The organism is Hydrogenophaga palleronii NBRC 102513 (assembly GCF_001571225.1).
GTDB classification, from domain to species: Bacteria; Pseudomonadota; Gammaproteobacteria; order Burkholderiales; family Burkholderiaceae_C; genus Hydrogenophaga; species Hydrogenophaga palleronii.
In genome coordinates, this window is the sequence record NZ_BCTJ01000041.1 from 1 (window position 1) to 24,878 (window position 24,878).

Below are 24,878 nucleotides of genomic sequence, written 5' to 3' on the forward strand. Positions count from 1 at the left end.
CAGGGGGGAGCTTCACGGCTTCAAGCCCAGCACGTCGAACATGTCGTACAGCCCGGCCGGCTTGCCCGCCAGGAAACGTACCGCGCGCAGGCTGCCCTGGGCGTAGGTGACGCGGCTGCTCGACTTGTGCGTGATCTCGATGCGCTCGCCGGTGCCGGCGAACAGCACCGTGTGGTCGCCCACGATGTCGCCGCCGCGGACGGTGGCGAAACCGATCGAGGACGGGTCGCGCTCGCCGGTCACGCCTTCGCGCGCGTAGACCGCGCAGTCCTTGAGATCCCGGCCCAGCGCGTCGGCGATCACCTCGCCCATCTTGAGCGCGGTGCCGCTCGGTGCATCCACCTTGTGGCGGTGGTGCGCCTCGACGATCTCGATGTCGTAGCCGGTGGACAAGGCCTTGGCCGCCATCTCCAGCAGCTTGAGCGTGACGTTCACGCCAACGCTCATGTTGGGCGCCAGCATGACGGGAATCTGCTTCGCGATCTCGGCGATCTCGGCCTTCTGCGCGTCAGAGAAACCCGTGGTGCCGATGACCACGGCCACGCCGCGTTGTGCACATTCGCGCAGGTGCGCCAGCGTGCCTTCGGGACGCGTGAAGTCGATCAGGAACTGGCTGTCCGCTAGACCCTGGGCCAGGTCGGCGGTGATGGTCACGCCGCTGGGCTGGCCCGCGAAGCCGGCCGCATCCTGGCCGATGGCCCGGCTGCCGGCAACGTCGAGCGCACCGCTGAGCACGCAGTCTCCGCTGTCGCGCAAGGCTTCCACCAGCATCTGGCCCATGCGACCACTGGCACCGGCGACACAGACCCTCAAGGCCGCTGCGGCGGGGGCGGCGGCGCTCAACGTGCGGCTCCCGGGCTCTCCAGGGGTGGGTAGTTGGCGTCGGTCGGGGCGGTGGGTGGCAAGGGTGCGGTCGGGGCGTTGGCGTTTTTCTCTTCGAAAGACTTGAGCTGGGCCTCGGTGGCCTCCAGCGGCGGCACCTTGCCGAACTTGCGCCGGGTGTCGAGCGACGCGACGAATTCGGTCTCGCTCGGCAGTTCGTCGCCTTCAAAACGGTCCAGCACGTCGCCCTTGAAGTGCAGCGTGAGACGGCGCTGCTGCGGCTCCTGGCCCTGGCGGCGGAAGGTGAACACGTAGTCCCAGCGGTCGGCGTGGAACACGCTCACCAGCAGCGGCGAGCCCAGGATGTCGCGCACTTCGTCGCGCGACATGCCGTTCTTGAGCGCCTGTGCCTGTTCGCGCGTGACCACGTTGCCCTGCACGATGTCGACCTTGTAGGGCGTGATGAGGGTGGGCACGCGGCTGCCGATGCTGGAGCAGGCCGACAGGGCCACCACGGCCAGCAGCGCACCCAGGGCGCGCAGCGGGCGCAGGAGGGGCTTCGGAGATGAGGCGCGTGGGGTGTTGAGGTGGTGCATGGGCTCGGACCGTGAAGACGGGGCGTCACCGGCGCTACCCCTGGGGGCAATGCTGCAGGCGGCGGACACTGGCGATATGATCCATTCATTGTAGCCCCGGGGTCTTGCACCGGATGTTGCCCCGATCCAGGGGCCGGCCATGCCCGGTGACGCCACCTGGCGCCTGTTTCCAACCCCATGCAAACACCCGCCATGACCAATATCGAAGAACTCAAGAGCACCGGGCTCAAGGCCACCTTGCCCCGGCTGAAGATTCTGGAGGTGTTCCAGAACGCCAAGCAGCGCCACATGACGGCCGAAGACGTGTTCCGCGTGCTGCTGGAAGAGCGCTCCGACATCGGCCTGGCCACGGTCTACCGGGTGCTGATGCAGTTCGAGCAGGCCGGCCTGCTCACGCGCAGCAACTTCGAATCGGGCAAGTCGGTGTTCGAGCTCAACGAAGGCCAGCACCACGACCACCTGGTCTGCCTGGACTGCGGCCGCGTCGAGGAATTCTTCGACGCCGAAATCGAGAAGCGCCAGCAGATGGTGGCCAAGTCGCGCGGCTTCGTGCTGCAGGAACACGCGCTTTCGCTGTACGCCAATTGCAGCAAGGGCGAGTGCCCGCACCGCGGCAACGTGCACCGCGCGGCGTAAAAGAAACCACCCCTGTGCCGCCTGCGGCGTCACCCCCTCAAGGGGGCAACACCCGGCGGCCCGGCAAAGCCGGTTCCGCGGTGTTTCTGGCAGCCGGCCCCTACTCCCCTCTGGACATCGCCGCGCGGTGGCGCGAAACGAACTCCTGGTAGGTATCGATGCCACGCAGCTGCAGGATGGTGTTGCGCACGGCAGCTTCCACCAGCACCGCGATGTTGCGGCCGGCCACAACCTGGATCACCGCCTTGCGCACCGGCACGCCGAGCACGTCCTGGTACAGCGGTTCGTGCGGCATGCGCTCGTAGTCGCGCTCCATGGTCTCGCGCCGCACCAGGTGCACGATCAGCGACAGCCTCATCTTGCGCCGCACCGCCGTCTCGCCAAAGATGGCCTTGATGTCGAGCAGGCCGATGCCGCGCACTTCCAGCAGGTTCTGCAGCAGCTCAGGGCAGCGCCCTTCGATGCTGGTCTGGTTGATGCGGTACAGGTCAACCGCGTCGTCGGCCACCAGGCCATGGCCGCGTGAGATCAGTTCCAGGCCGAGCTCGCTCTTGCCCAGGCCCGACTCGCCGGTGATCATCACGCCCATGCCCAGGATGTCCATGAACACGCCGTGCATGGAGGCGCGGTCGGCGAAGTGGCGCGACAGGTAGGCACGCAGCACGTCAATGACGAACGCCGCCGACTCGTGCGTGGAGAACATCGGAATCTGCGCCCGCTCGCACATCGCGGTGAGCGCATCGGGAGCGGCCTGGCCATCGGCCACCACCAGCACCGGCGGCTCCAGCGTGACGATGCGCGCCACGCGGCGTTTGTTGTCCTCTTCGCTCGGGCTGGTCAGGTAGGCGACTTCGCGCACGCCGAATACCTGTACCCGGTAGGGGTGGATGTAGTTGAGGTAACCGACCAGGTCGGCGCCCGAGCGCGCGGCACGGATGGCCACTTCATCGAAGCGCCGCTCGGAGGCACCGAGGCCGGCGATCCACTGCCACTTGAGTGCGTCCCGATGGTCCTCGAACAGGACATCGGCGCTGACGACGGTGGGTTTCAAAGTGGCCGCACGGCCAACCGGCCGCCCTCGGTCTGTGGCGCTTCAGGCCAGCGCAGGCGGGACAGCGGAGCGGCGCGCGTGCTCAATGCTCAGGCCGCGGCGTGGGCCGACTGCCAGGACGTGATGAGCTGGTGCAGCACCGCGGCGTCGCCGGCGGTCTTCATCTGTTCGCGCAGCGCGCTGTCGCTGAGCATCTCGGCGATCTCGGACAGGATTTCCAGGTGCTTCTGCGTGGCCACCTCGGGCACCAACAGGAAGATCATGAACTGCACCGGCAGTTCATCGGGGGCGTCGAAGCCGATCGGGCTCGCAAGCTGGAACACCGCGGCCAGCGGTTGTTTGAGGCCCTTGATGCGGCCGTGGGGAATGGCCACGCCGTGGCCCAGGCCGGTGGAGCCCAGGCGCTCACGCGCGAACAGGCTGTCGGTGATCAGGGCGCGGTTCAGACCGTGCTGGGTCTCGAAGAGCAGGCCTGCCTCTTCAAACGCACGTTTCTTGCTCGTGGCATCCACGCTGACAAGCACTTGCACGGCGGGCAATATGGCGGAAAGTCGGTTCATTTAAGCCCTTTCGGACCGCAAATTATGCCGACTAGGAATTCCTTGGCTAGACCGCAGGTACAAAAAAGCCGCTTGACAATCAAGCGGCTTGCTGCATCGCAACATTGTTCACGGCCCCGGCGGTCAAGGGGCCGTGAAGCGGGTTACATCAAACGTTTGACAGTATCGTGGTGGTGATCCTGCGTCTTGTTCTTGTGACGCAGCACCTGACGGTCGAGCTTGTCGGCCAGATCGTCCACAGCGGCATACAGATCGGCGTGTGTGCTTTCGGCAAACAGGTCGCGGCCCTTCACGTGCACATTGCATTCGGCTTTCTGGCGCAGGTCCTTCTCCTTCAGGTTGTCTACCGTGAGCAGCACCTTGATGTCGACCACCTGGTCGAAATGCCTGGAAATGCGTTCCAGTTTGGTGGTGACGTAACCGCGCAGGGCGGGTGTGACCTCAAGGTGGTGACCGCTGATCGTCAGGTTCATAGCTGAGACTCCTTTTGCTCCGGGTTGACAGAAACCGCCGGGGGCAAGACCTCCCGGCGGCCACGGGGATGTCTTGAACCCACTATGCACACGAACGTCCAGCAGCGCAACCCTGCCAGGGCAACAAAGCGTGTAAAGGAACACCTTGGCACTCAGCCCGCAGCGCGCGGGCTTGGCGCGCCGCTGTCGATGGTGTCCATCGCTCGCGCACAAGACCCTGTAAAGGGGTGGGGCATGTGCCATGATTTCCAGCCTCGATACCGTGCCCGGGCACGCCTTGTCGGCCAACCTGTACCCAAGGACCCTGTCTTGTCACTCGACACCCTGATCCTCCACAACACGCTGCTGCAAGAGCAAGCCAACACGGCCGGCCAGAGCGACTGCGCCCTGGTGCTGATGGGCGGTGGCGCGCGCACCGCCTACCAGGTGGGTGTGCTCAAGGCGGTGGGCGCGATGCTCGCGGCGCAGCCGCCGGCCAGCGCTCCGGCAGCGCAAGGCGGCTTTCCCTTCCAATGCCTGTTCGGCACCTCGGCGGGTGCGCTCAACGCGAGTTACCTGGCCAGCATCGCCACCCAGGGCCTGCCCGCGCTGGCGCAGCTCGCCACGTTCTGGAGCGGCCTGCGCTCCGAACGCGTCTACCGGCTGGAGGCGCCTGGCTGGGTGCGCGCCAACCGCGTGGTGGCCGGCCTCACGCTGGCGCGCCAGGTGCGGCGCCACCACGCGCTGCTCGACACCTTGCCGCTGGTGGACACGCTGCACCGCGCGATCGACCTGCAAGGCCTGGAGCGCGCGTTGGAGCAGCGGCTGATCCATGTGCTGGGTGTCACGGCCTCGAGCTACACCACGGGCGAACACTGGACCTTCTGCCAGACCCGGCCCGAGCACCCCGTGCAGCCCTGGCACCGGCCCGGGCGGCGCGCCGCGTTCCAGCCGATCACGATCGAACACCTGATGGCGTCCAGCGCGATCCCGTTTCTCTTTCCCGCAGTGCCGCTGTGGGTGGACGGGCACAAGGAACACTTCGGCGACGGCTCCATGCGCCAGCTCTCGCCGCTGTCGCCGGCGATCCAGTTCGGCGCGCGCCGTATCCTGGTGATCGGTGTGGGCCAACCGCAGCGCGCCGGCCTGGCCGCACGCAGCGCGGGCGAGCCCACCGCGGGCACCATCGCCGGCCACGCCATGGCCAGCGTGTTCCACGACACGCTGCAGGCCGACGTTGAACAGGCCCAGCGCGTGAGCCAGACCCTGGCGCGACTGCCGCCGGCGCTGGCCGCCGCACTGCCTTACCGGCCGGTGGACGTGCTGGCGATCCAGCCGAGTTTTTCGCTCGACGAGCTGGCGCACAAACACATCGGCGAGCTGCCGGCGCAGACCCGCAACACCCTGGCCGGCCTGGGGGCACTGGACACCACACGCGGGGCCGCCGGCAGCGCGGCAGCGCTGGCCAGTTACCTGCTGTTCGAGCCGGGCTTCGTCAACGCCCTGATCGAGTTGGGCGAACACGACGCCTGGCGCCGAAAAGACGAGCTGCTGCGGTTCTTTGGCACGGACATCACCCCGCTGGCCGGTGCTGCAGTGCCATAATTCACCGTCATTTCATTCACGGAGAGTCTCATGGACAGCACACCCCCCAGTTGTGTGCTTTCAGCCATCCCCGCGACCGTCTGAGCGCCGCCCTCCCTGGCGACTCTGGATCGGCGGCAGGTTGACTGAAAGCAGCACCGAACCGCCCCCGAGGCCCGCCCTGGCGGCCCTCGACCTTTTGCCAGACAGCACGAACCCGCCGGGAGCGCCGCCATGCTCAACGTATTCACCTTGGCCAACGGCCGCCTCTTCCAGGAAGAGATCGAATCGCTCGAAGAACTCGCGCGCTTCAAACCCATCTGGGTTGACCTCGAAGACCCCACGCCCGAAGAGCGGCGCTGGGTCAAACAACACTTCGGCCTCTCCATTCCCGAAGACGCGATGGACGAGGACATCGAAGAATCGGCCCGCTTCTTCGAGGAAGACAACGGCGAGCTGCATGTGCGCTCCGACTTCCTGATCGACGACCAGGACGACCCGCGCGCGGTGCGGGTGGCCTTCATCCTGAACGAGCACAACGACACGCTCAAGAGCCGTGGTGTGCTGTTCTCCATCCACGACGAGGACGTGCCGGTGTTCCGCCTGCTGCGCATGCGCGCGCGCCGCATGCCGGGCCTGATCGAGGACGCCAAGGACGTGCTGCTGATGCTGTTCGATGCCGACGCGGAATACTGCGCCGACACGCTGGAAGACATCTACGACGACATCGAGACGGTGAGCAAGAAGGTGCTCAACAGCAACGCATCGGACGCCCTGCTGAGCGACGCGCTGTCGGCGATTGCGCGGCACGAGGACATGTCGGGCCGCATCCGCCGCAACCTGATGGACACGCGCCGTGCGGTGAGCTTCATGATGCGCAGCCGCCTGCTGAGCGCCGAACAGTTCGAGGACGCACGCCAGATCCTGCGCGACCTGGACTCGCTCGATGGCCACACCGCCTTCCTGTTCGACAAGATCAACTTCCTGATGGACGCGACGGTCGGTTTCATCAACATCAACCAGAACAAGATCATCAAGATCTTCTCGGTGGCCAGCGTCTCGCTGCTGCCTCCGACGCTGGTGGCCAGCAGCTACGGCATGAACTTCGTGGCCATGCCCGAGCTGCAGTGGCGCTTCGGTTACCCGATGGCGCTGGGGTTGATGGTGCTGTCGGCGGTGGTGCCGATGTTGTACTTCCGCAAGCGCGGCTGGTTGCGCTGAGCGCCCCCCGCGCCAGGCTTCGCCCGTCACCCCCCAGGGGGCAATGCCTGCGGCCTGGCCAAGCCAGTTCCGCGGCATTCTGGTCCGGTCATCTGCTGGCCAGCAGGGTCTCGATGATCGCGCCGCTGTAGCGGCTCGCCACTTCGCGCAGGAAGCGCGGAAAGTCCACGTGGGCGGCGTCGTCCGCGCGGTCGGAGATGGTGCGCACCACGGCCAGTGGCACGCCGTAGTCGTGGCAGACCTGGGCGAAGGCCGCGCCTTCCATTTCCACCGCCAGCGCCTGCGGCAGTTCGGCGCGCAGTGCCGTGCTTTCGGCGCTGGTCGACACGAAGCGGTCACCGCTGAGCAGCAGGCCCTGGTGGCAGCGTGGCGCCTGCAGGCCGAAGGCCTGCACCACCTCGGCGCCGAGCTGCGCCGGCAGGGTCTGCAGCACCTGCTCGCTGGCCATCGCCAGCCGGGCGCTGAGCGCAGCGTCGGCCTCGAACGAGGCCCGCCCGTAGCCCGGCACCTCGTGGCGCGGAAAGATGGGCGAGGCGTCCATGTCGTGCTGCAGGAAGCTGCGCGCCACCACCACGTCGCCCACCTTCACGCCATCGCCCAGGCCACCGGCGACGCCGGTGAAGACGATGCGCTGCACGCCGAAGCGTTCGATGAGCGCGGTGGCGGTGGTGGCCGCGGCCACCTTGCCGATGCCCGAGAGCACGGCCACCACCGGCTGGCCGTGCAGGTGGCCGCGCCAGAACTCGCGCCCGCCCACACGCTGCGGCTGCTCGTCGGGCATCAGGCCGAGCACGGCGGCCAGTTCTTCGTGCAGGGCGCTGACGATGGCGGTGGTGGTCAAGGGGCGGGCTCCAGGCAGGCAAAAGAAAAGGCGGCCGAAGCCGCCTCGCATTGTGGCGCAGTGCGCCGGTGCTTCACTTTTTGTCGCGCAGCTCGCGGCGCAGGATCTTGCCGACCGGTGTCTTGGGCAGCTCGGTGCGGAACTCCACCACCTTGGGCTGTTTGTAGCCGGTGAGATTGGCCTTGCAGTACTCGCGCACCTGCGCTTCGCTCAGGCTCTCGTCCTTCTTGACGATCACCAGCTTGACGGCCTCGCCCGACTTCTCGTCCGGCACGCCGACCACCGCGCACTCCATCACGCCGGCCAGCAGCGAGACCACGTCTTCCACCTCGTTCGGATAGACGTTGAAGCCGCTGACCAGCACCATGTCCTTCTTGCGGTCCACGATCTTGAAGTAACCGCGCTCGTCCATGATGCCGACATCGCCGCTCTTGAAGAAGCCGTCGGGCGTCATGACCTTGGCAGTTTCGTCGGGGCGCTGCCAGTAACCGGCCATCACCTGCGGGCCCTTGATCGCGATCTCGCCCGGCTGGCCCAGCGGCACTTCGTTGCCGTCGTCGTCCAGGCACTTCATGAAGGTGTTGGGCAGCGGCACGCCGATGGTGCCGCTGTAGGCGGTGCTGGTGGTCGGGTTGCAGCTGGCCGAGGGGCTGGTCTCGCTCAGGCCGTAACCCTCGCAGATCGGGCAGCCGGTCTTCTCCAGCCAGAGCTTGGCCACCGCGCTCTGCACCGCCATGCCACCGCCCACCGACACCTTCAGATGGCTCCAGTCCACGGTGTTGAAGTCGGGGTGGTTGGCCAGGCCGTTGAACAAGGTGTTGACCGCCGGGAAGCTGTGGAAGCGGTGTTTGCTCAGCTCCTTGAGCACGCCGGGCAGGTCGCGCGGGTTGGGGATCAGGATGGTCTTGCCGCCGGTGCGCATGCCCAGCATCATGTTCACCGTGAAAGCGAAGATGTGGTACAGCGGCAGCGCGCAGATGGCAGTGGGCTGTTCACCGGCCGGCACCTGCTTCATCACCGGGTCGTTCCAGGCTTCGGACTGCAGCACGTTGGCGATCACGTTGCGGTGTTGCAGCACCGCGCCCTTGCTGACGCCGGTGGTGCCGCCGGTGTACTGCAGCACGGCCATGTCGTCGGGCTGGATCTGCGGCCGCTTGAGCGTGCCGCGCGTGCCCTTGGCAATGGCGTCGTTGAAGCGCACCGCCTGCGGCAGGCTGAACGGCGGCACCAGCTTCTTCACGTTGCGCACCACGTAGTTCACCAGCGCGCCCTTGAGCAGGCCGAGCTGGTCGCCCATGGTGGCCAGCACGATGTGTTTGACCGGCGTGTTGGCGATGCACTGCTGCAGCGTGTGCGCGAAGTTCTCGATGATCACGATCGCCTTGGCGCCCGAATCCTTGAGCTGGTGCTCCAGCTCGCGCGGCGTGTACAGCGGGTTGACGTTCACCACCACGAAGCCGGCGCGCAGGATGCCTGCCACCGCCACCGGGTACTGCGGCACGTTGGGCATCATGATCGCCACCCGGTCGCCCTTGACCAGGCCCAGGCCCTGCAGGTAGGCACCGAAGGCCATCGACAGGCTGTCGGTCTGGGCGAAGCTCACGTCCTTGCCCATGAAGCTGTAGGCGGTGCGCCCGGCGTGCTTCTGGAAGCTTTCTTCCATCAGGTGCACCAGCGAGGGGTACTGCGCGACATCGATGTCGGCGGGTACGCCTGCGGGGTACGCGCCCAGCCAGGGGCGGTCGGCCGTGGATTCGGTCATACGCAATCTCCTCGTCTTTTTTTGGATGGATCGACGCGCATTGTCCGTGGGAAGTCGGGTGATGCACCTCGTGTTTTTCCCTTACGCGCTCCTTGCAGCCGACTTCCAATCATGCGGCAGGCCACAAGCCCGCTACAAAAAGCGGAGGGCCGGTGTTGCCACGGGCCCTCCAGTACCGAACCCGTGCGCCGGGCGGTTTACTCGATGGCCTTGGTCATGTCCTCGACCACCTTCTTGGCGTCGCCAAACACCATCATGGTCTTGTCCATGTAGAACAGTTCGTTGTCCAGGCCAGCATAACCCGCGGCCATGGAGCGCTTGTTCACGATCACCGTCTTGGCCTTGTAGGCCTCCAGGATCGGCATGCCGTAGATCGGGCTGCCCTTTTGCAGCGCGGCCGGGTTCACCACGTCGTTGGCGCCCAGGATGATGGCCACGTCGGCCTGGCCGAACTCGCCGTTGATGTCTTCCATCTCGAACACCTGGTCGTACGGCACTTCGGCCTCGGCCAGCAGCACGTTCATGTGGCCCGGCATGCGCCCGGCCACCGGGTGGATGGCGTACTTCACCGTGATGCCCTTTTCGGTCAGCTTGTGCGCCAGTTCCTTCACCGCGTGCTGTGCGCGCGCCACCGCCAGGCCGTAGCCGGGCACGATGACCACGGTCTCGGCGTTGCCGAGCACGAAGGCCGCGTCGTCGGCGCTGCCGCTCTTGACCGGCCGCGCTTCGGCCTTGGCGCCACCGGCGCTGGCGGTGTCGCCACCGAAGCCACCCAGGATCACGTTGAAGAACGAGCGGTTCATCGCCTTGCACATGATGTAGCTCAGGATCGCGCCCGAGGAACCCACCAGCGAGCCGGCGATGATCAGCATCGAGTTGTTCAGGCTGAAGCCGATGCCGGCCGCCGCCCAGCCCGAGTAGCTGTTGAGCATGGACACCACCACCGGCATGTCGGCGCCGCCGATGGGGATGATGATCAGCACGCCGAGGATGAAGCCGAGCGCGATCACCAGCACGATGTCCATCCAGCTCTGCGAATGCCAGAAGCCGAAGATGAAGAAGGCCGTGGCCAGGCCGAGCAGCAGGTTGAGCTTGTGCTGGCCGGCAAACTGCACCGGCGCACCCTGGAACAGGCGGAACTTGTACTTGCCCGAGAGCTTGCCGAACGCGATGACGGAACCCGAGAAGGTGACCGCGCCGATGAAGGCGCCGAGCGCCAGCTCGATGCGGTTGCCGCCCGGGATCGGATCACCCTTGGCGACGATGGCGAAGGCCCAGGGCTCGGCCACCACGGCCACCGCGATGCAGACCGCGGCCAGGCCGATCATGCTGTGCATGAAGGCCACCAGCTCGGGCATCTTGGTCATCTCGACCCGGTTGGCCATGATCGCGCCGATGGCGCCACCGACCACCAGGCCACCCAGCACCCACACCATGCCCTCGGCCTTGCCGCCGGAGAGCTCGACGATGAGCGCGGCGGTGGTCAGCACGGCGATGGCCATGCCGGTCATGCCGAAGACGTTGCCGCGGATGGAGGTGGTCGGGTGCGACAGGCCCTTGAGGGCCTGGATGAAGCAGACGCTGGCAACGAGGTACAGCAGCGTGACGAGGTTCATGCTCATGGCTTGGCTCCCTCAGCAGCGGGGCTCTTGCGTTCTTTTTTCTTGAACATCTCCAGCATGCGCCGGGTGACGAGGAAACCACCGAAGACGTTGACCGCGGCCAGCGCCACGGCGAGCACGCCCATGGTCTTGCCCAGCTGGGTTTCGGTGAGCGCGGCGGCCAGCATGGCGCCGACGATCACGATCGCGGAGATCGCGTTGGTCACCGCCATCAGCGGCGTGTGCAGCGCGGGCGTGACGTTCCACACCACGTGGTAACCGACGTAGATCGCCAGCACGAAGATGATGAGGTTCAGGATGGTGGGGGATACGGCTTCCATGAGGGTCTCCTCGCTTCAGGTTTTCTTGATTTGATTGATGCGGTTGCCTTCGCCCAGCAGCACGACGCGTGGCTTCCAGGTCGGCACGGCGTCGTCATCCACCGGGGAATAGGTGCAGATGATCAGCAGGTCGCCCACGTGCGCCTTGCGTGCGGCCGCGCCGTTGAGCGAGATCGCACCCGAGCCGCGTGCGGCCTTGATGATGTAGGTGGTGAAGCGCTCGCCGTTGTTGACGTTGTAGAGCTCGATCTTTTCGTACTCGCGCATGTCGGCGGCATCGAGCAGGTCCTCGTCGATGCCACAGGACCCTTCGTAATGCAGGTCGGCCTCGGTCACGGTCGCGCGATGCAGTTTCGCGCGCAGCATCACACGACTCATTTGCGCTTGACCTCGCCACCTTGCGCCATCAGGCAGGCTGCCACGATGTCGTCGTCCATCGGCACTTCCACCGCGGCCGCGTCTTTGGGCAGCACCAGCTTGAGGAAGTCCAGCACGTTGCGCGCGTACAGGGCCGAAGCGTCGGCGCCCACCATCGAGGCCAGGTTGGTCTCGCCCACCAGCGTCACGCCGTGCTTCACCACCGTCTTGTCGGCTTCGGTCAGCGGGCAGTTGCCGCCCACGCTGCCGTCGGCATTGGGCGCACCCTTGCCGGCGGCGATGTCCACGATCACGCTGCCCGGCTTCATGGACTTGACCATGTCTTCGGTGATCAGCACCGGCGCGGCGCGGCCCGGAATCAATGCGGTGGAGATGACCACGTCGGCCAGCGCCACGCGCTTGGCCACCTCAAGCTTCTGGCGTTCCAGCCAGCTCGGCGGCATCGGGCGGGCATAACCACCCACGCCTTCAGCCGCTTCCTTCTCTTCGGCGGTTTCGTAGGGCACGTCGATGAACTTGCCGCCCAGCGACTCAACCTGTTCCTTCACGCTCGGGCGCACGTCGGAGGCTTCGATCACCGCGCCCAGGCGCTTGGCCGTGGCAATGGCCTGCAAGCCGGCCACGCCGACGCCGAGGATCACCACGCGCGCGGCCTTGACCGTGCCGGCCGCCGTCATCAGCATGGGGAAGAAACGCTGGTAGTGGTGGGCCGCGATCATCACCGCCTTGTAGCCGGCGATGTTGGCCTGCGAGGACAACACGTCCATGCTCTGCGCGCGTGTGGTGCGCGGTGCGGCCTCGAGCGCAAAGGCCGTCAGGCCGGCGTTCGCCAGGCTTTGCAGGCCGGCGGCGTCGAACGGGTTGAGCATGCCGACCAGGGTGGCACCGCGCTTCATCTGCGCCAGCTCGCTGTCGTTGGGCGAACGCACCTTGAGCACCAGATCGGCACCCAATGCGCCAGCGGCGTCGGTGATCTCGGCGCCCACGGCGGTATACGCTGCGTCGGTGGCGCTGGCGGCCAGGCCGGCGCCCGATTGCACGCGCACGGTGTGGCCCTGGGCCACGTATTTCTTGGCGGTCTCCGGTGTCACGGCGACTCGGGTTTCGCCCACTGTGGTCTCAGCGGGTACGCCTATCTGCATGAATGTCTCCTCACCCACGGGTTGAACGATGTTCGCGCGAGCTTACTCTAAAGCCGCCAGGCGCTCCTCGTCGCATGCAACGATGCCCCCCGCATAATGCGCGCCATGCACACCCGATGGAAACCCAGTGTCACCGTGGCCGCCGTGATCGAGCGCGACGGGCGCTACCTTCTGGTCGAAGAACACACCGCCGAGGGCCTGCGCCTGAACAACCCGGCCGGCCACCTCGATCCGGGTGAAGGCCTGCTCGAAGCCGTGGTGCGCGAGACGCTGGAAGAAACCACCCATGCCTTCACGCCCACCGCGCTGGTGGGCGTGTACCTCTCGCGCTTCCAGCGCGAAGGACGCAACGGCCGGCCCGCGCAGGACGTGACCTACCTGCGCTTCGCCTACTGCGGCGAACTCGGCGCGGTGGTGCCGGGGCGCACGCTGGACACCGGCATCGTGCGCACCCTGTGGCTGACGCCGGACGAGATCCGCGCCAGCAGCGCGCGCCACCGCAGCCCCCTGGTGGTGCGCTGCATGGAAGACCACCTGGCCGGCCAGCGGCAACCGCTGTCGCTGGTGTTCACCGACCCTTCCGTGTCGCTGCCTCCCGCACCCGACGCCTGAGCCCACGGCGCGGGCCAGCGCCCGCCCCACCTATCATCGGCACTTTCACGCCGAGCCCTCGTCCATGAACGAATCCGCCGCCACCCTCCACCGCGTGCTGCCTGCCGACGATGCACAGCGCGCCGAGTTGCACAACGAACTGCACGCCCGCCCACCCGCCAGCATCCGGCTGCCGGCGCTGATCGTGTTCGTGGCGGTGCTCAACGAAGGCGTGAGCCGCGAACAGGAATGCGAGCACCTGCGCCGCCTGCCGGGGCAGGACGCGCTCACACCCGAGCAACTGCGCGGCAACTTCCTGCGCCTGCGCTTCAAGGACCACACGCTCAAGTGGGAGCGCCACACCGAGTTCACGCGGTACTCCATCGTGCAGCCGCTGCCCGAGGGTGTCGGCCTGGGCGCGCAAGACCCCGAGCTGCTGAGCGCCCTGATCACACCGCCCGACTGGCTGGCCGGCATTCCGGGCCGCACCGTGGCGGCCATCAAGCTGGTGATGCTGCAGGCCACGCTGCCCGAGCCCACACACGCGGCGCAGGCGGCATTGATGCAGCAGGCGCAGCAGTGGTTGGGCAGCCGCACGCTGATCGCCTCGCAGCTGGGTGGCGGCCATTCCTGGGCCCTGACCGACCTGCAACTGCGGCCCTCCGGCTTCGAGCGCATGCTGGTGATCGCGCCGCCGGGCACCAGTGAGACGCGCGCCGGGCGCATCTCGCAGCGCCTGTTCGAGATCGAGACCTACCGTCTGATGGCGCTGCGCGGCCTGCCGGTGGCCAAGGCGCTGGGCCCGACACTGGGCCAGGCCGAGGCGCAGCTCGCCGGCATCACCGCGCAGCTGGAGCACAAGTCCACCTCGGAGCAGGAGCTGCTCGACCAGCTGGTGTCGCTGGCCGCGCGCGTGGAGCGCGCCACCGCCGAGCACACCTACCGCTTTTCGGCCACGCGCGCCTACGACGCCCTGGTCACGCAGCGCATCGCCGAGCTGCGCGAGAAACCGATCCCCGGCACCCAGACCCTGGGCGAGTTCCTGCAGCGGCGGCTGTCACCGGCCATGGCCACGGTGGCCGCCAGCGCCCAGCGCCTCACCTCCCTGTCGGAGCGCATCTCGCGCACCAGCGCGCTGCTGCGCACCCGGGTCGACATCGTGACCGAAGCACAGAACCAGCAACTGCTGGAGAAGCTCACGCGCGGCCAGGAAATGCAACTGCACCTGCAGGCCACGGTGGAAGGCCTGTCGATCGCCGCCATCTCGTATTACGTGATCAGCCTGCTGCTGTACATCGCCAAGGGCGCCAAGGCCGCCGGCCTGCCGATCCACCCCGAGATGGCCGCCGCCGCGCTGGTGCCGCTGGTCTTGTGGACCGTCTGGCGCACCACCCGGCGCATCCACGCCAAGCTCGGCGCGGGCCACGGCAAGGGCTGACGCGGCCCGGCTTCAGGCGCTGAGCAGGCGCGCGCGCTGGGGCGCTTCGGCCTCGGCCACCGAGGCCGCGTCGCTGGTGATCACGCCGCCGCCCAGGCAGACCTCACCGTCGTACAGCACCGCGCTCTGGCCCGGTGTCACGGCCCATTGCGGCTCGCTGAACTGCAGCGCAAAACCACCGTCGCCCGCGGCTTCATAACGGCAGGCCGCATCGGCCTGGCGGTACCGCGTCTTGGCCGCCAGCGCCGGCACCGTCGGCGCATGGCCGGCTACCCAGCTGGTGTCCTGCGCGGTGAGGCGGGGTGTGAGCAGCCAGGGATGGTCGTGGCCCTGCACCACCCAGAGCGTGTTCTTCTCCACGTCCTTGCGCGCGACGAACCAGGGCGCGTGCTCGTTGCCGCCCTTCTGCGCGCCCTTTTCCTTCACGCCACCAATGCCCAGGCCCTGGCGCTGGCCCAGGGTGTAGAAGCTCAGGCCCACGTGCTGGCCCAGCACCCGGCCCTTGTGGTCCTTGATCGGGCCGGGCTCCTTGGCGATGTAGCGGTTCAGGAAGTCGCGGAACGGCCGCTCGCCGATGAAGCAGATGCCGGTGCTGTCCTTCTTCTTCGCGTTGGGCAGGTTGATCTCGGCGGCGATGCGGCGCACCTCGGTCTTGGGCAGCTCACCGACCGGGAACAGCGTCTTGCTCAGCTGCGCCTGGTTCAGCCGGTGCAGGAAATAGCTCTGGTCCTTCAGCGGGTCCTTGCCCTTGAGCAGTTCGAAGGCGCCGTCGCGCTCGCGCACCCGGGCGTAGTGGCCGGTGGCGATCTTCTCGGCGCCCAGGCGCAGGGCGTGGTCGAGGAAGGCCTTGAACTTGATCTCGGCGTTGCAGAGGATGTCGGGGTTGGGCGTGCGCCCGGCCTGGTACTCGCGCAGGAATTCGGCGAACACCCGGTCCTTGTACTCGGCGGCGAAGTTCACGTGTTCGATGTCGATGCCGAGCACGTCGGCCACGCTGGCGGCGTCGAGGAAGTCCTGCCGCGTCGAGCAGTATTCGCTGTCGTCGTCGTCTTCCCAGTTCTTCATGAAGATGCCGATGACCTCGTAGCCCTGCTGTTTGAGCAGGTAGGCGCTCACCGCGGAGTCCACGCCACCACTCAACCCCACCACCACACGCTGTTTGCTTGCCATGGCGCGGATTATCCCAGCCGAGGTGCATGGCCGGCCGGGACACGCGAATGTCACCCAACCGTCACCGGAATACCTTAGTGTTAACGGGTGCGATTGATGCTGGTGGCTTGACAAGCCCCGTGTTCGGTAGACAGTGGCATCCCGACCGACACCGTCTTTCTGCGCGCATTCCTCTTGTTTTCACCCTCCGTGACCTTGAAAGTGAGCCCGTCATGACACGCTGCCTGCACCGCATCGCCCTCGCCTCCCTTGTTCTCTGTGTCGCCGCCGGCGGCGCGCAGGCCCAGGACAACAAGACCCTGCGCCTGCTCACCTGGGGCGGCTATGCCCCGAAAGAGGTGGTGGAGCAGTTCACCCAGGAAACGGGCATCAAGGTCGAGATCACGCTGTCCAACAACGAAGAGATGATCTCCAAGCTGCGCGCCACCGCCGGCGCCGGCTTCGATCTGGTGCAGCCCAGCCAGGACCGCATCGCCGGTCCGCAGACCGAGTTCAAGATCTACAAGCCGATGGACCTGAGCAAGCTCAAGAGCGAGCTGTTCATCCCGGCCATGTTCGACGCCACCAAAAAGAACACCACGGTGGCCGGCTCGGTCTACGCCGTGCCGCACATCTGGGGCACCGACGGCCTGGTGGTCAACACCAAGCTCTCCAAGGCCACCGACTACCCCGACCTGTGCGCGGCCGAGAACGCCGGAAAGGTCAGCATGCGGTTGAAGCGCCCGACCCTGATCGCCATGGCCTTCGCGTCGGGCAAGGACCCGTTTGCGCTCTACAGCGATGCCAAGGCCTATGGGGCGTTGATGGACGAGGTCGGCAAGAAGCTCGCGGACTGCAAGAAAAACGTGAAGTTCTACTGGGACGGCAAGGACCAGCTGCTGGCTGGCATCCGCTCGGGCGAGCTCACCACCGCGATGATGTGGGACACCGGCGGCTGGGAGCTCAACAAGACCAACCCCGACATCCGCTTCGTGGCGCCGAAGTCCGGCGCGCTGGGCTGGGTTGACACCTTTGCGCTGCCGGCCAAGGGCCGCAACGACGCCGCCGCCTACGCCTGGATCAACTTCAACATGCGCCCCGAGGTCGCGGCCAAGGTGGCGGCTGCCGCCGGCAACTTCACCGCCAGCAAAGGCGCCGACCAGCTGGCCAACCCGGTGCTGAAAAAGCAGTTCGCCGACAGCTTCCCCGAGGCCGCGCTGAAGAACATCAAGTGGTACCCGCCGGTCCCGGCCGGCATTGAGGACATCGAGGGCCGCGTGCTCGACCGCGTCAAAGCCGCCAACTGAGTCCCATCGATGTTGCGCAGCGCCGAGCCGCTCGCCAGCGACCTGGAGGTGCTGGCCGTTGACAAACGCTACGGCGCGTTTGCAGCGGTACAGGACCTCAGCTTCCAGGTGCCACGGGGATCGTTCTTCTCCATCCTCGGGCCTTCGGGTTGCGGCAAGACCACGCTGCTGCGCATGATCGCCGGCTTCATCGCGCCCGACCGCGGCGAGCTGCGCATCAAGGGCGCGTCGATGCTGGACGTGCCACCCAACCGGCGCCCGGTCAACATGGTGTTCCAGCACCTGGCGCTGTTCCCCATGATGAGCGTGGGCGAGAACATCGCCTATGGGCTGGAGCGCCGGGGTGTGAAGAGCGCCACCGTGCGCCACAAGGTGCAGGACATGCTGCAGCGCGTGGGCCTGCCGGGCAGCGCCGACAAGCGCATCAACCAGCTCTCCGGTGGACAGAAACAGCGCGTGGCGATCGCGCGCTCGCTGGTGCTGGAGCCGACCCTGCTGCTGCTTGATGAACCGCTTGGCGCGCTTGACCTGAAACTGCGCGAGCACATGAAGGTGGAGTTGAAGCAGTTGCAGGCCGAGATCGGCACCACCTTCGTCTACATCACGCACGACCAGTCGGAAGCGCTGGTGATGTCGGACCGGGTGGCGGTGATGAACCAGGGGCGTTTCGAGCAGGTCGGCAGCCCGCAAGCGCTGTACTACCGGCCCGCCACCGCTTTCGTGGCCGGTTTCGTCGGCCACAACAACCGCTTCGACGGCCCGATCGAACAGCGCAACGGCGATCAGGTGCAGCTGCGCACACCCGAGGGTCTGTGTCTGTGGGCGCAGCGTGTGGGCACGCTCGAACTCGGCCAGGCCGCACGCCTGTTCGTGCGGCCCGAGGCGATCGAGATCGCGCGCCGTGCCAGCGAATTGCCGGCCGACGCCCCAGCCTTCAGCGCGCGCGTGCACAGCGTGCTGTTCGACGGCGGCAACTCCACCGTGCAGGTGCACGAGACGGCCAGCGGCACGCCGCTGCAGATCGCGCTGCCACTCACCGGCCGTCTCGCCGACCTGGAGGTCGGCGAGACCGTGCAGTTCGCCTACCAGCCCACGCAGGCCTGGTGCTTTGCGGCCTGAGCAGCCCCCATGAGCGCGCGCAGCCACCACCGTTTCCTGCTCGGCTTGCTGCTGGCGCCGGCCCTGCTGTGGCTGGTGGGCCTGGTGGTGCTGCCGCATTTGGAGTTGCTGCTGCTGTCGCTGCAGGCGCGCAGCGGGCCAGGCGAGTACCGCCTCAGCCTGGAGCAGTACCGCATGTTCGTCGACGAGCCGCTGTACTGGAACACCTTCCTGCGCACCGCCACGCTCTCGGCCCTGGCCACCGCGCTCACCCTGCTGCTGGCGTTTCCGGCCGCCTGGTACATCGCCAAGGTGGCGCAGGGCCGCACGCGCATGCTGCTGCTGGTGCTGTGCCTGCTGCCGTTCTGGGTCAGCGAGATGGTGCGCACCCTGGGCTGGCTGATCCTGCTGCGCGAGACCGGCGTGGTGTCCCGCCTGCTGCAGAGCCTGGGTCTGGCCGATGCGCCGGTGGAGCTGCTGTACCACGATGCCACCATCCTGGTCGGCCTGGTCTACGCCTCGCTGCTGTTCATGGTGATCCCGCTGGTCAACAGCCTGGAGAGCCTGGACGACAGTCTGATCGAAGCCGCCTACGACCTCGGCGGCAGCACCGCCAACATCGTGCGCCGCATCGTGATCCCGCACGCCGCGCCCGGCATCGCGGCCGGCTGCACCGTGGTCTTCATGCTGTGCCTGGGCAACTACCTCACGCCCACCTTGCTGGGCGGCAAAAACTCGCTGTGGTTCACCGAACAGATCTACACCCAGTTCATCACCCGCTTCAACTGGAACCAGGGCGCGGCCTTCGGTTTCCTGCTGCTGGCGCTGTCCAGCCTGATGGTGTGGCTCGGCCTCAAACTCACGGGGCAGCGCTTCGGCGCGGTGATGAAGACATGAGCCCGCAGGTTCACGCCGCTCACGGCCCCACCCTGGGGCGCTGCGTGCCCTGCGGGGCACCCGGACGGACACGCACATGATCCCCAGCCTGCCGCGCCCGCTCGCGCAGCGCCTCGGCCTGAACGCCTTCGTGCTGCTGTTCTTCGTGTTCCTGTTCGTGCCGCTGCTGGTGGTGGCGGTGTTCGCCTTCAACAACGCCAACTACCCGACGCCGCCCTGGATGGGTTTCACGCTCGACTGGTTCACCGCGCAAAGCGGCAGCCGCACCGGCCTGCTGCACGACGGCCCGCTGCTGGCCAGCCTGGGCACCAGCGCCTGGGTGGCGCTGTGGGTCACGCTGCTCTCGGTGGGCGTGGGCACCTGCAACGCCTTTCTGCTCGAACGCTTCGAGTTTCCCGGCAAGGGCCTGATCGCGCTGCTCAGCATGCTGCCGCTGGTGATCCCGGGCGTGATCCTGGGCATCTCCATCCTCGCGCTGGCCAGCCGCGTGGCCAACTTCGCCGACGAGATGTGGGGCCTGCAGCTGGACTTTCTGCGGCCCGGTCTGCCGCTGGTGATCCTCGGTCAGTTCTGCTACATCGTGACCATCGCCACCCTGACCATCTCGGCCAGCCTGCGCCGCTTCGACCGCACACTGGAAGATGCCGCCTACAACCTGGGTGCGAGCCGCATCGCCGTGCTCTGGACCGTCACGCTGCCCTACCTGCGGCCCAGCATGGTCGGCGCAGCGGCGATGGCCTTCCTGATGTCGTTCGAGAACTTCAACACCACGTTGATGCTGGTCGGCTCCGAGCCGCCGCTCACGGTGTTGATGTACAGCCGCATGCGCGAAGGCGCCACGCCGGTGCTCAATGCCATCAGCCTGTTCCTCATGCTCGCCTCTGCGCTGCTGGCTTTGCTGCTGCTGTGGCGCAAGCCGAAAGCCGATTGAGGCATGGGCTTCCAGCACCGCGTCGGCGCGCAGACCTACCGGTTTGACGACCTGCGCACGCTGCTGGCACGCGCTTCGCCGGCGCGCTCCGGCGACCAGCTCGCCGGCCTCGCCGCCGCCAGCCGCCAGGAACGCGTGGCCGCGCAGATGGCGCTGGCCGAGTTGCCGCTGGCGCACTTTTTGAATGACGCGGTGGTGCCCTACGAAGACGACGAGGTCACGCGCCTGATCATGGACACGCACGACGCCGCGGCGTTTGCACCGGTGGCGCACCTCACGGTGGGCGACTTCCGCAACTGGCTGCTGGGCGATGCGGCGCAAGCGGCCTCGCTCAGCGCGCTGGCGCCCGGCCTCACGCCCGAGATGGTGGCGGCGGTGAGCAAGCTCTGCCGTGTGCAGGATCTGACCCTGATCGCGCGCAAGTGCCGGGTGCTGACCCGCTTTCGCAACACGCTGGGCCTGCCCGGGCGCCTCGCCACCCGGCTGCAGCCCAACCACCCGACCGACGACCTTGCCGGCATCGCCGCCAGCCTGCTCGACGGCCTGCTGATGGGCAGCGGCGACGCGGTGATCGGCATCAACCCGGCGACCGACAACCTGCCGCAGGTGGTGCGCCTGCTGACCATGCTGGACGAGCTGATCCAGCGCTACGCCATGCCGACGCAGAGCTGCGTGCTGACCCATGTGACCAACACCTTGCAGGCCATGGAGCGCGGCGCGCCGGTGGACCTGGTGTTCCAGTCCATCGCCGGCACCGAGGCCGCCAACCGCAGCTTCGGCATCCACCTCGGCCTGCTCGCCGAAGCGCAGGCCGCTGCGCTGTCGTTGCAGCGTGGCGCGCTGTTCGAGGACAACGGCCAGCGTGGCCGGCACGTGATGTATTTCGAAACCGGCCAGGGCAGCGCGCTCTCGGCCGACGCGCACCACGGCTGCGACCAGCAGACCATCGAGGCACGCGCCTACGCGGTGGCGCGGCGCTTCGAGCCGCTGCTGGTCAACACCGTGGTCGGCTTTATCGGCCCCGAGTACCTCTACAACGGCAAGCAGATCCTGCGCGCCGGCCTTGAAGACCATTTCTGCGGCAAGCTGCTCGGCCTGCCGATGGGCTGTGACGTCTGCTTCACCAACCACGCCGAGGCCGACGCCGACGACATGGACGCGCTGCTCACGCTGCTGTGCAGCGCAGGCGTGAACTTCATCATGGGCGTGCCGGGCGCGGACGACATCATGCTCAACTACCAGAGCACCTCGTTCCACGACGCGCTCGCCATGCGCCAGCTGCTCGGCCTGCAGCCCGCGCCCGAGTACCAGGCCTGGCTGCAACGCATGGGCGTGAGCGAGCCCGGCGGCGCGCTGCGCCTGGCCCGCACCTTGCCGCCCGCGCTGGCGCCGGCCATCCAGCGCCTGAGCTCACCATGAGCCAAGGCCCCGTGATCCCGGCGGGCTGGGACGAGCTCAGGCGCTTCACCGACGCGCGCATCGCGCTCGGCCGCGCCGGCCACAGCCTGCCCACCGCGGCCCACCTGGCGTTCCAGCTCGCACACGCTCAGGCGCGCGACGCGGTGCAGTTGGCGTTCGACCACCCGACCTTGGCGGAGGCCCTGCAGGCGCTCGGCCTGCACACCCTGCACCTGCACAGCGCCGCGGCCGACCGCGCTACCTACCTGCAGCGCCCCGACCTGGGCCGACATCTCGACGAACCCTCGCGCGAGGCCATGCGGGCCTGGCGCGCCGCACAGCCGCACGACAGCGCGCCCGACCTGGCCTTTGTGGTCGCCGACGGCCTGTCGGCGCTGGCCGTGATGCGCCAGGCCGCGCCGCTGCTGGCGGCCTTGCTGCCGCGCCTGCGCGCCGATGCGCAGCAGCCCTGGACCCTCGCGCCGGTGGCGCTGGTGGAACAAGGCCGTGTCGCCATCGGCGACGACATCGGCGCCTTGCTTCGCGCGCGCACCGTGGTGGTTTTGATCGGCGAGCGCCCGGGCCTGAGTTCGCCCGACAGCCTGGGCATCTACTTCACCTGGGCGCCGCGCCCCGGCCGCAGCGATGCCGAGCGCAACTGCATCTCCAACGTGCGCGACGCCGGCCTGTCGGCGGTGCGCGCCGCCGCGCGCCTGCATGCGCTGCTGACGCAGGCGCGCCGGTTGCAGCTCAGCGGCATCGCACTCAAGGACGACACCGACGACGCACCCGGCGCAGCGCTGCCACCGGCCTGAGGGGCGCCACGCGCGGCCCGCGAGCCCCGTGGCACACTGCGCCGATGTCCACCACCATCGATCCCGCCGAGGTCGAATTCACCGCCATCCGCGCCCAGGGCGCGGGCGGGCAGAACGTCAACAAGGTCTCCAACGCGGTGCACCTGCGTTTTGCCGTGCACGGATCCTCCTTGCCCGAGGCCGTGAAGGAGCGCCTGCTGGCGCTGAGCGACCAGCGCATCACCACCGAAGGCGTGGTGGTGATCAAGGCGCAGACCAGCCGCAGCCTGGAGCAGAACAAGGCCGAGGCACTCGAACGCCTGCAGGCCCTGGTGGACAGCGTGGCCACCGTGCCCAAGGCGCGCAAGGCCACCAAGCCCACCTTCGGTTCGAAGCAGCGCCGGCTCGAGGGCAAGGCCACGCGCTCGGTGGTCAAGCAGCTGCGCGGCCGCGTGCGCGGCAGCGAGTGAACCCGCTTACTTGATCGCTTCGCTGGGCGCGCGGCTGTGCGCGTTGTTGGTGTGGACCAGCAGGCGCAACAGCTTCATGAACTCGTCCCGCTGACGTTCGCTGAGCGGCGCCAGGATCTGCTCTTGCGCGCGCTGCATGCAGGGCACGGCTTCGGCCAGCAGCGCGACGCCGGCAGCGGTCAGCTCCAGCTGGCGCGAGCGCCGGTCTTCGGGCGAGGTGCGCCGCTCCAGACAGCCACGCGTTTCCAGGCGATCCACCACGCCGCCGGTGGTGGAGGCGTCCAGCGCAATGGTGCGCGCCAGCGTGCGCTGGTCGATGCCGGGGTGGTTGGCCACGGTCTGCAGCGCCGCGTATTGCACCGGCGTAAGGCCGTGTTCGGTCAGCTCGTTCAGGAAGATGCCGACCGAGATCTGGTGCAGCCGGCGGATGTTGTGGCCGGGCAGGTCGTCGATGTCGAGGGCCGGGGAGCTGCGCTTCATGGGATCGGTCGGAGGCCGGCAATGCCGGGCAGGTGCGGTGGACGACAGGGGTTGCCGGCATGCTAGCACTGGGCCTAAAATAAGTACACTTATCGTAGGCCTGCAAAGCCCCTGCACGACGCCGTGCAAGGGCCCGGCCAACGAATCGAACGACGCCTGCACCAGCGCACGCGCATCGGGTAGGTGTGGAGCGGCCTGCGGCGCGGCCGCAGGGATGGCGGGTCGAAACATGCCTGGCCCCGCACTGAAGCAGAACACCAGGAGACCCCCATGAACGACCTCGGACGACTCGAAGACCTGCCCGCCGACTACGTGGCCGAGCTGCGCGCCCTCAACCTGGTGCCGCTGTGGCCCAGCCTGCGCGGCGTGCTGCCGCCGAAGATCCCGACGCGCCAGACGCAGGCCACGCACTGGGCCTACCAGAGCATCCGGCCGCTGCTGCTCAAGGCCGGCGAGCTCACGCCCATCGAGAAGGCCGAGCGCCGCGTGCTGGTGCTGGCCAACCCGGGCCACACGCTGGAGAAGATGCAGGCCAGCGCCGCCATCTACCTCGGCATGCAGCTGCTGATGCCGGGCGAGTGGGCGCCCAGCCACCGCCACACGCCGAACGCGGTGCGCATGGTGGTGGAAGGCGAGGGCGCCTGGACCACGGTGGACGGCGAGAAGTGCCCGATGTCGCGCGGCGACCTGATCCTCACGCCCACCGGCCGCTGGCACGAACACGGCCACGACGGCGACCAGCCGGTGATCTGGCTCGACGTGCTCGACCTGCCGTTGATGTATTACCTGGAGGTGAGTTACCACCTGAACGGCGGGCGGCAGGACACGCTGCCCGGCCGCGGCGACCAGGCCTACGCGCGCCCGGGCCTGTTGCCCACGCCGGTGTTCGGCCGCAGCGGCAAGCGTTACCCCATGCTGCGTTACCCCTGGGTCGATGCGCGCGCCGCGCTGCTCGCCCTGGCGGACGACCGGCCCGACCTCGCCCACGTGCAGGTGACCTACACCAACCCCGAGTCGGGCGAAGACGCCGAGAACGTGCTGGGCTTCCATGCGCTCATGCTGCGCCCGGGCCAGGCGCTCACGCTGCCCGCGCGCTCGCCGGCCGCCGTGTACCACGTGATCGAAGGTGCGGCGCGTGTCGCCACCGAAGCACAAGGCTTCGACCTCGTGGGTGCCGACACCTGCTGCATCCCGGGCTACACCGCCACCACGCTCACCAACGCCTCGGCCACCGAACCGGCTTTCCTGTTCGTGGCCGACGAGTCGCCGCTGCACCGCAAGCTCGGCGTCTACGAAGTGCGCCCCGACAACCAACCCGCCATGCCCTGAACCGGCGCC

Annotated in this window: 26 protein-coding genes; 13 read left to right on the forward strand and 13 right to left on the reverse strand. The window is 67.7% G+C overall.

Features of this window, described 5'->3' with window-relative positions; translation table 11 throughout:
- Positions 1–12: 12 nt before the first annotated feature.
- Positions 13–843: a 4-hydroxy-tetrahydrodipicolinate reductase gene (gene dapB, locus HPA01S_RS19550; RefSeq protein ID WP_084360841.1), complete on the reverse strand. Its 831-nt coding sequence runs from the start codon at positions 841–843 to the stop codon at positions 13–15.
- The gene (locus HPA01S_RS19555) at positions 840–1,418 is read right to left on the reverse strand and encodes an outer membrane protein assembly factor BamE (protein ID WP_084360842.1); all 579 of its coding nucleotides are present in this window, start codon (positions 1,416–1,418) and stop codon (positions 840–842) included. The genes dapB and HPA01S_RS19555 overlap by 4 nt, the downstream gene beginning before the upstream one ends.
- A gap of 192 nt (positions 1,419–1,610) precedes the next feature.
- Here HPA01S_RS19555 and fur point away from each other — a divergent pair, with 192 nt between their 5' ends.
- Positions 1,611–2,054 carry a ferric iron uptake transcriptional regulator gene (fur, locus tag HPA01S_RS19560; RefSeq protein ID WP_066272669.1) on the forward strand — a complete coding sequence of 148 codons (444 nt, stop codon included), beginning with the start codon at positions 1,611–1,613 and terminating at the stop codon, positions 2,052–2,054.
- Between the two features lie 100 nt (positions 2,055–2,154).
- Here the strand turns inward: fur and hprK are convergent, their stop codons facing one another.
- The 3 genes from hprK to hpf form a co-directional block, all read right to left on the reverse strand.
- On the reverse strand, positions 2,155–3,105 hold the full coding sequence (gene hprK / locus HPA01S_RS19565; protein WP_066272670.1) for an HPr(Ser) kinase/phosphatase: 951 nt from the start codon (positions 3,103–3,105) through the stop codon (positions 2,155–2,157).
- Between the two features lie 89 nt (positions 3,106–3,194).
- Entirely contained in the window at positions 3,195–3,665 is a 471-nt protein-coding gene (locus HPA01S_RS19570; protein WP_066272671.1) for a PTS sugar transporter subunit IIA, read from the reverse strand.
- Positions 3,666–3,808: 143 nt separating this feature from the next.
- Positions 3,809–4,138: a ribosome hibernation-promoting factor, HPF/YfiA family gene (gene hpf / locus HPA01S_RS19575; RefSeq protein ID WP_066272673.1), complete on the reverse strand. Its 330-nt coding sequence runs from the start codon at positions 4,136–4,138 to the stop codon at positions 3,809–3,811.
- A 309-nt stretch (positions 4,139–4,447) separates the two neighbouring features.
- On the opposite strand from hpf, the gene HPA01S_RS19580 reads away from it, so the two are divergent.
- A complete protein-coding gene (locus HPA01S_RS19580; protein WP_066272676.1) occupies positions 4,448–5,722 on the forward strand; it encodes a patatin-like phospholipase family protein in 1,275 nt (424 codons plus the stop codon).
- 213 nt (positions 5,723–5,935) lie between these two features.
- Complete coding sequence (gene corA, locus HPA01S_RS19585) at positions 5,936–6,922, forward strand: magnesium/cobalt transporter CorA (protein ID WP_066272678.1); 987 nt, start codon at positions 5,936–5,938, stop codon at positions 6,920–6,922.
- 88 nt (positions 6,923–7,010) lie between these two features.
- Here the strand turns inward: corA and HPA01S_RS19590 are convergent, their stop codons facing one another.
- The 6 genes from HPA01S_RS19590 to HPA01S_RS19615 all read right to left on the reverse strand — a co-directional run bounded on the left by HPA01S_RS19590 (position 7,011) and on the right by HPA01S_RS19615 (position 12,987).
- Positions 7,011–7,703, reverse strand: coding sequence for a 5'-methylthioadenosine/adenosylhomocysteine nucleosidase (locus tag HPA01S_RS19590; RefSeq protein WP_245638704.1), 693 nt, complete (start codon positions 7,701–7,703; stop codon positions 7,011–7,013).
- A 133-nt stretch (positions 7,704–7,836) separates the two neighbouring features.
- On the reverse strand, positions 7,837–9,525 hold the full coding sequence (locus HPA01S_RS19595) for a long-chain-fatty-acid--CoA ligase (protein WP_066272682.1): 1,689 nt from the start codon (positions 9,523–9,525) through the stop codon (positions 7,837–7,839).
- Positions 9,526–9,722: 197 nt separating this feature from the next.
- Positions 9,723–11,147 (reverse strand): NAD(P)(+) transhydrogenase (Re/Si-specific) subunit beta, encoded by a 1,425-nt coding sequence (locus HPA01S_RS19600; protein WP_066272683.1) that lies wholly within the window; start codon positions 11,145–11,147, stop codon positions 9,723–9,725.
- The gene (locus tag HPA01S_RS19605) at positions 11,144–11,467 is read right to left on the reverse strand and encodes an NAD(P) transhydrogenase subunit alpha part 2 (RefSeq protein ID WP_066272685.1); all 324 of its coding nucleotides are present in this window, start codon (positions 11,465–11,467) and stop codon (positions 11,144–11,146) included. Before HPA01S_RS19605 ends, HPA01S_RS19600 begins: the two co-directional genes overlap by 4 nt.
- Positions 11,468–11,482: 15 nt before the next feature.
- A complete protein-coding gene (gene panD, locus HPA01S_RS19610; RefSeq protein WP_066272687.1) occupies positions 11,483–11,845 on the reverse strand; it encodes an aspartate 1-decarboxylase in 363 nt (120 codons plus the stop codon).
- Positions 11,842–12,987: a Re/Si-specific NAD(P)(+) transhydrogenase subunit alpha gene (locus HPA01S_RS19615; protein ID WP_066272689.1), complete on the reverse strand. Its 1,146-nt coding sequence runs from the start codon at positions 12,985–12,987 to the stop codon at positions 11,842–11,844. The genes panD and HPA01S_RS19615 overlap by 4 nt, the downstream gene beginning before the upstream one ends.
- Positions 12,988–13,092: 105 nt before the next feature.
- Here HPA01S_RS19615 and HPA01S_RS19620 point away from each other — a divergent pair, with 105 nt between their 5' ends.
- Positions 13,093–13,599 (forward strand): NUDIX hydrolase, encoded by a 507-nt coding sequence (locus tag HPA01S_RS19620; RefSeq protein WP_066272729.1) that lies wholly within the window; start codon positions 13,093–13,095, stop codon positions 13,597–13,599.
- A gap of 64 nt (positions 13,600–13,663) precedes the next feature.
- A complete protein-coding gene (locus HPA01S_RS19625; protein ID WP_066272690.1) occupies positions 13,664–15,016 on the forward strand; it encodes a DUF3422 family protein in 1,353 nt (450 codons plus the stop codon).
- A gap of 12 nt (positions 15,017–15,028) precedes the next feature.
- On the opposite strand, the gene mnmA is transcribed toward HPA01S_RS19625, so the two are convergent.
- Positions 15,029–16,186 (reverse strand): tRNA 2-thiouridine(34) synthase MnmA, encoded by a 1,158-nt coding sequence (gene mnmA / locus HPA01S_RS19630; protein ID WP_066272694.1) that lies wholly within the window; start codon positions 16,184–16,186, stop codon positions 15,029–15,031.
- 212 nt (positions 16,187–16,398) lie between these two features.
- Here mnmA and HPA01S_RS19635 point away from each other — a divergent pair, with 212 nt between their 5' ends.
- The 7 genes from HPA01S_RS19635 (at position 16,399) to arfB (ending at position 23,060) form a co-directional block, all read left to right on the forward strand.
- Positions 16,399–17,472 carry an extracellular solute-binding protein gene (locus tag HPA01S_RS19635; protein WP_066272695.1) on the forward strand — a complete coding sequence of 358 codons (1,074 nt, stop codon included), beginning with the start codon at positions 16,399–16,401 and terminating at the stop codon, positions 17,470–17,472.
- 9 nt (positions 17,473–17,481) lie between these two features.
- A complete protein-coding gene (locus tag HPA01S_RS19640) occupies positions 17,482–18,591 on the forward strand; it encodes an ABC transporter ATP-binding protein (protein ID WP_066272696.1) in 1,110 nt (369 codons plus the stop codon).
- A 9-nt stretch (positions 18,592–18,600) separates the two neighbouring features.
- Complete coding sequence (locus tag HPA01S_RS19645; protein ID WP_066272698.1) at positions 18,601–19,467, forward strand: ABC transporter permease; 867 nt, start codon at positions 18,601–18,603, stop codon at positions 19,465–19,467.
- Positions 19,468–19,543: 76 nt separating this feature from the next.
- Entirely contained in the window at positions 19,544–20,398 is an 855-nt protein-coding gene (locus tag HPA01S_RS19650; RefSeq protein WP_066272702.1) for an ABC transporter permease, read from the forward strand.
- 3 nt (positions 20,399–20,401) lie between these two features.
- Entirely contained in the window at positions 20,402–21,817 is a 1,416-nt protein-coding gene (locus tag HPA01S_RS19655) for an ethanolamine ammonia-lyase subunit EutB (RefSeq protein WP_066272704.1), read from the forward strand.
- On the forward strand, positions 21,814–22,611 hold the full coding sequence (eutC, locus tag HPA01S_RS19660; protein WP_066272706.1) for an ethanolamine ammonia-lyase subunit EutC: 798 nt from the start codon (positions 21,814–21,816) through the stop codon (positions 22,609–22,611). The genes HPA01S_RS19655 and eutC overlap by 4 nt, the downstream gene beginning before the upstream one ends.
- 44 nt (positions 22,612–22,655) lie before the next feature.
- A complete protein-coding gene (gene arfB / locus HPA01S_RS19665; protein ID WP_066272708.1) occupies positions 22,656–23,060 on the forward strand; it encodes an alternative ribosome rescue aminoacyl-tRNA hydrolase ArfB in 405 nt (134 codons plus the stop codon).
- Positions 23,061–23,066: 6 nt separating this feature from the next.
- On the opposite strand, the gene HPA01S_RS19670 is transcribed toward arfB, so the two are convergent.
- Entirely contained in the window at positions 23,067–23,540 is a 474-nt protein-coding gene (locus tag HPA01S_RS19670; RefSeq protein WP_066272712.1) for a MarR family winged helix-turn-helix transcriptional regulator, read from the reverse strand.
- Positions 23,541–23,810: 270 nt separating this feature from the next.
- Here HPA01S_RS19670 and HPA01S_RS19675 point away from each other — a divergent pair, with 270 nt between their 5' ends.
- Positions 23,811–24,869 (forward strand): cupin domain-containing protein, encoded by a 1,059-nt coding sequence (locus tag HPA01S_RS19675; protein WP_066272715.1) that lies wholly within the window; start codon positions 23,811–23,813, stop codon positions 24,867–24,869.
- Positions 24,870–24,878 lie beyond the last annotated feature (9 nt).

What these genes read in the sequence shown, in the direction of transcription:
- eutC (WP_066272706.1), top strand. Translation starts at nt 21,814, where the DNA reads ATGAGCCAAGGCCCCGTGATCCCGGCGGGCTGGGACGAGCTCAGGCGC.
- fur (WP_066272669.1), top strand. Translation starts at nt 1,611, where the DNA reads ATGACCAATATCGAAGAACTCAAGAGCACCGGGCTCAAGGCCACCTTG.
- arfB (WP_066272708.1), top strand. Translation starts at nt 22,656, where the DNA reads ATGTCCACCACCATCGATCCCGCCGAGGTCGAATTCACCGCCATCCGC.
- corA (WP_066272678.1), top strand. Translation starts at nt 5,936, where the DNA reads ATGCTCAACGTATTCACCTTGGCCAACGGCCGCCTCTTCCAGGAAGAG.
- HPA01S_RS19570 (WP_066272671.1), bottom strand. Translation starts at nt 3,665, where the DNA reads ATGAACCGACTTTCCGCCATATTGCCCGCCGTGCAAGTGCTTGTCAGC.
- hpf (WP_066272673.1), bottom strand. Translation starts at nt 4,138, where the DNA reads ATGAACCTGACGATCAGCGGTCACCACCTTGAGGTCACACCCGCCCTG.
- HPA01S_RS19590 (WP_245638704.1), bottom strand. Translation starts at nt 7,703, where the DNA reads ATGCCCGACGAGCAGCCGCAGCGTGTGGGCGGGCGCGAGTTCTGGCGC.
- mnmA (WP_066272694.1), bottom strand. Translation starts at nt 16,186, where the DNA reads ATGGCAAGCAAACAGCGTGTGGTGGTGGGGTTGAGTGGTGGCGTGGAC.
- HPA01S_RS19675 (WP_066272715.1), top strand. Translation starts at nt 23,811, where the DNA reads ATGAACGACCTCGGACGACTCGAAGACCTGCCCGCCGACTACGTGGCC.
- HPA01S_RS19600 (WP_066272683.1), bottom strand. Translation starts at nt 11,147, where the DNA reads ATGAGCATGAACCTCGTCACGCTGCTGTACCTCGTTGCCAGCGTCTGC.
- panD (WP_066272687.1), bottom strand. Translation starts at nt 11,845, where the DNA reads ATGAGTCGTGTGATGCTGCGCGCGAAACTGCATCGCGCGACCGTGACC.
- HPA01S_RS19555 (WP_084360842.1), bottom strand. Translation starts at nt 1,418, where the DNA reads ATGCACCACCTCAACACCCCACGCGCCTCATCTCCGAAGCCCCTCCTG.
- HPA01S_RS19645 (WP_066272698.1), top strand. Translation starts at nt 18,601, where the DNA reads ATGAGCGCGCGCAGCCACCACCGTTTCCTGCTCGGCTTGCTGCTGGCG.
- HPA01S_RS19670 (WP_066272712.1), bottom strand. Translation starts at nt 23,540, where the DNA reads ATGAAGCGCAGCTCCCCGGCCCTCGACATCGACGACCTGCCCGGCCAC.
- HPA01S_RS19620 (WP_066272729.1), top strand. Translation starts at nt 13,093, where the DNA reads ATGCACACCCGATGGAAACCCAGTGTCACCGTGGCCGCCGTGATCGAG.
- HPA01S_RS19640 (WP_066272696.1), top strand. Translation starts at nt 17,482, where the DNA reads ATGTTGCGCAGCGCCGAGCCGCTCGCCAGCGACCTGGAGGTGCTGGCC.
- HPA01S_RS19655 (WP_066272704.1), top strand. Translation starts at nt 20,402, where the DNA reads ATGGGCTTCCAGCACCGCGTCGGCGCGCAGACCTACCGGTTTGACGAC.
- HPA01S_RS19625 (WP_066272690.1), top strand. Translation starts at nt 13,664, where the DNA reads ATGAACGAATCCGCCGCCACCCTCCACCGCGTGCTGCCTGCCGACGAT.
- HPA01S_RS19635 (WP_066272695.1), top strand. Translation starts at nt 16,399, where the DNA reads ATGACACGCTGCCTGCACCGCATCGCCCTCGCCTCCCTTGTTCTCTGT.
- HPA01S_RS19650 (WP_066272702.1), top strand. Translation starts at nt 19,544, where the DNA reads ATGATCCCCAGCCTGCCGCGCCCGCTCGCGCAGCGCCTCGGCCTGAAC.
- HPA01S_RS19615 (WP_066272689.1), bottom strand. Translation starts at nt 12,987, where the DNA reads ATGCAGATAGGCGTACCCGCTGAGACCACAGTGGGCGAAACCCGAGTC.
- HPA01S_RS19605 (WP_066272685.1), bottom strand. Translation starts at nt 11,467, where the DNA reads ATGGAAGCCGTATCCCCCACCATCCTGAACCTCATCATCTTCGTGCTG.
- HPA01S_RS19595 (WP_066272682.1), bottom strand. Translation starts at nt 9,525, where the DNA reads ATGACCGAATCCACGGCCGACCGCCCCTGGCTGGGCGCGTACCCCGCA.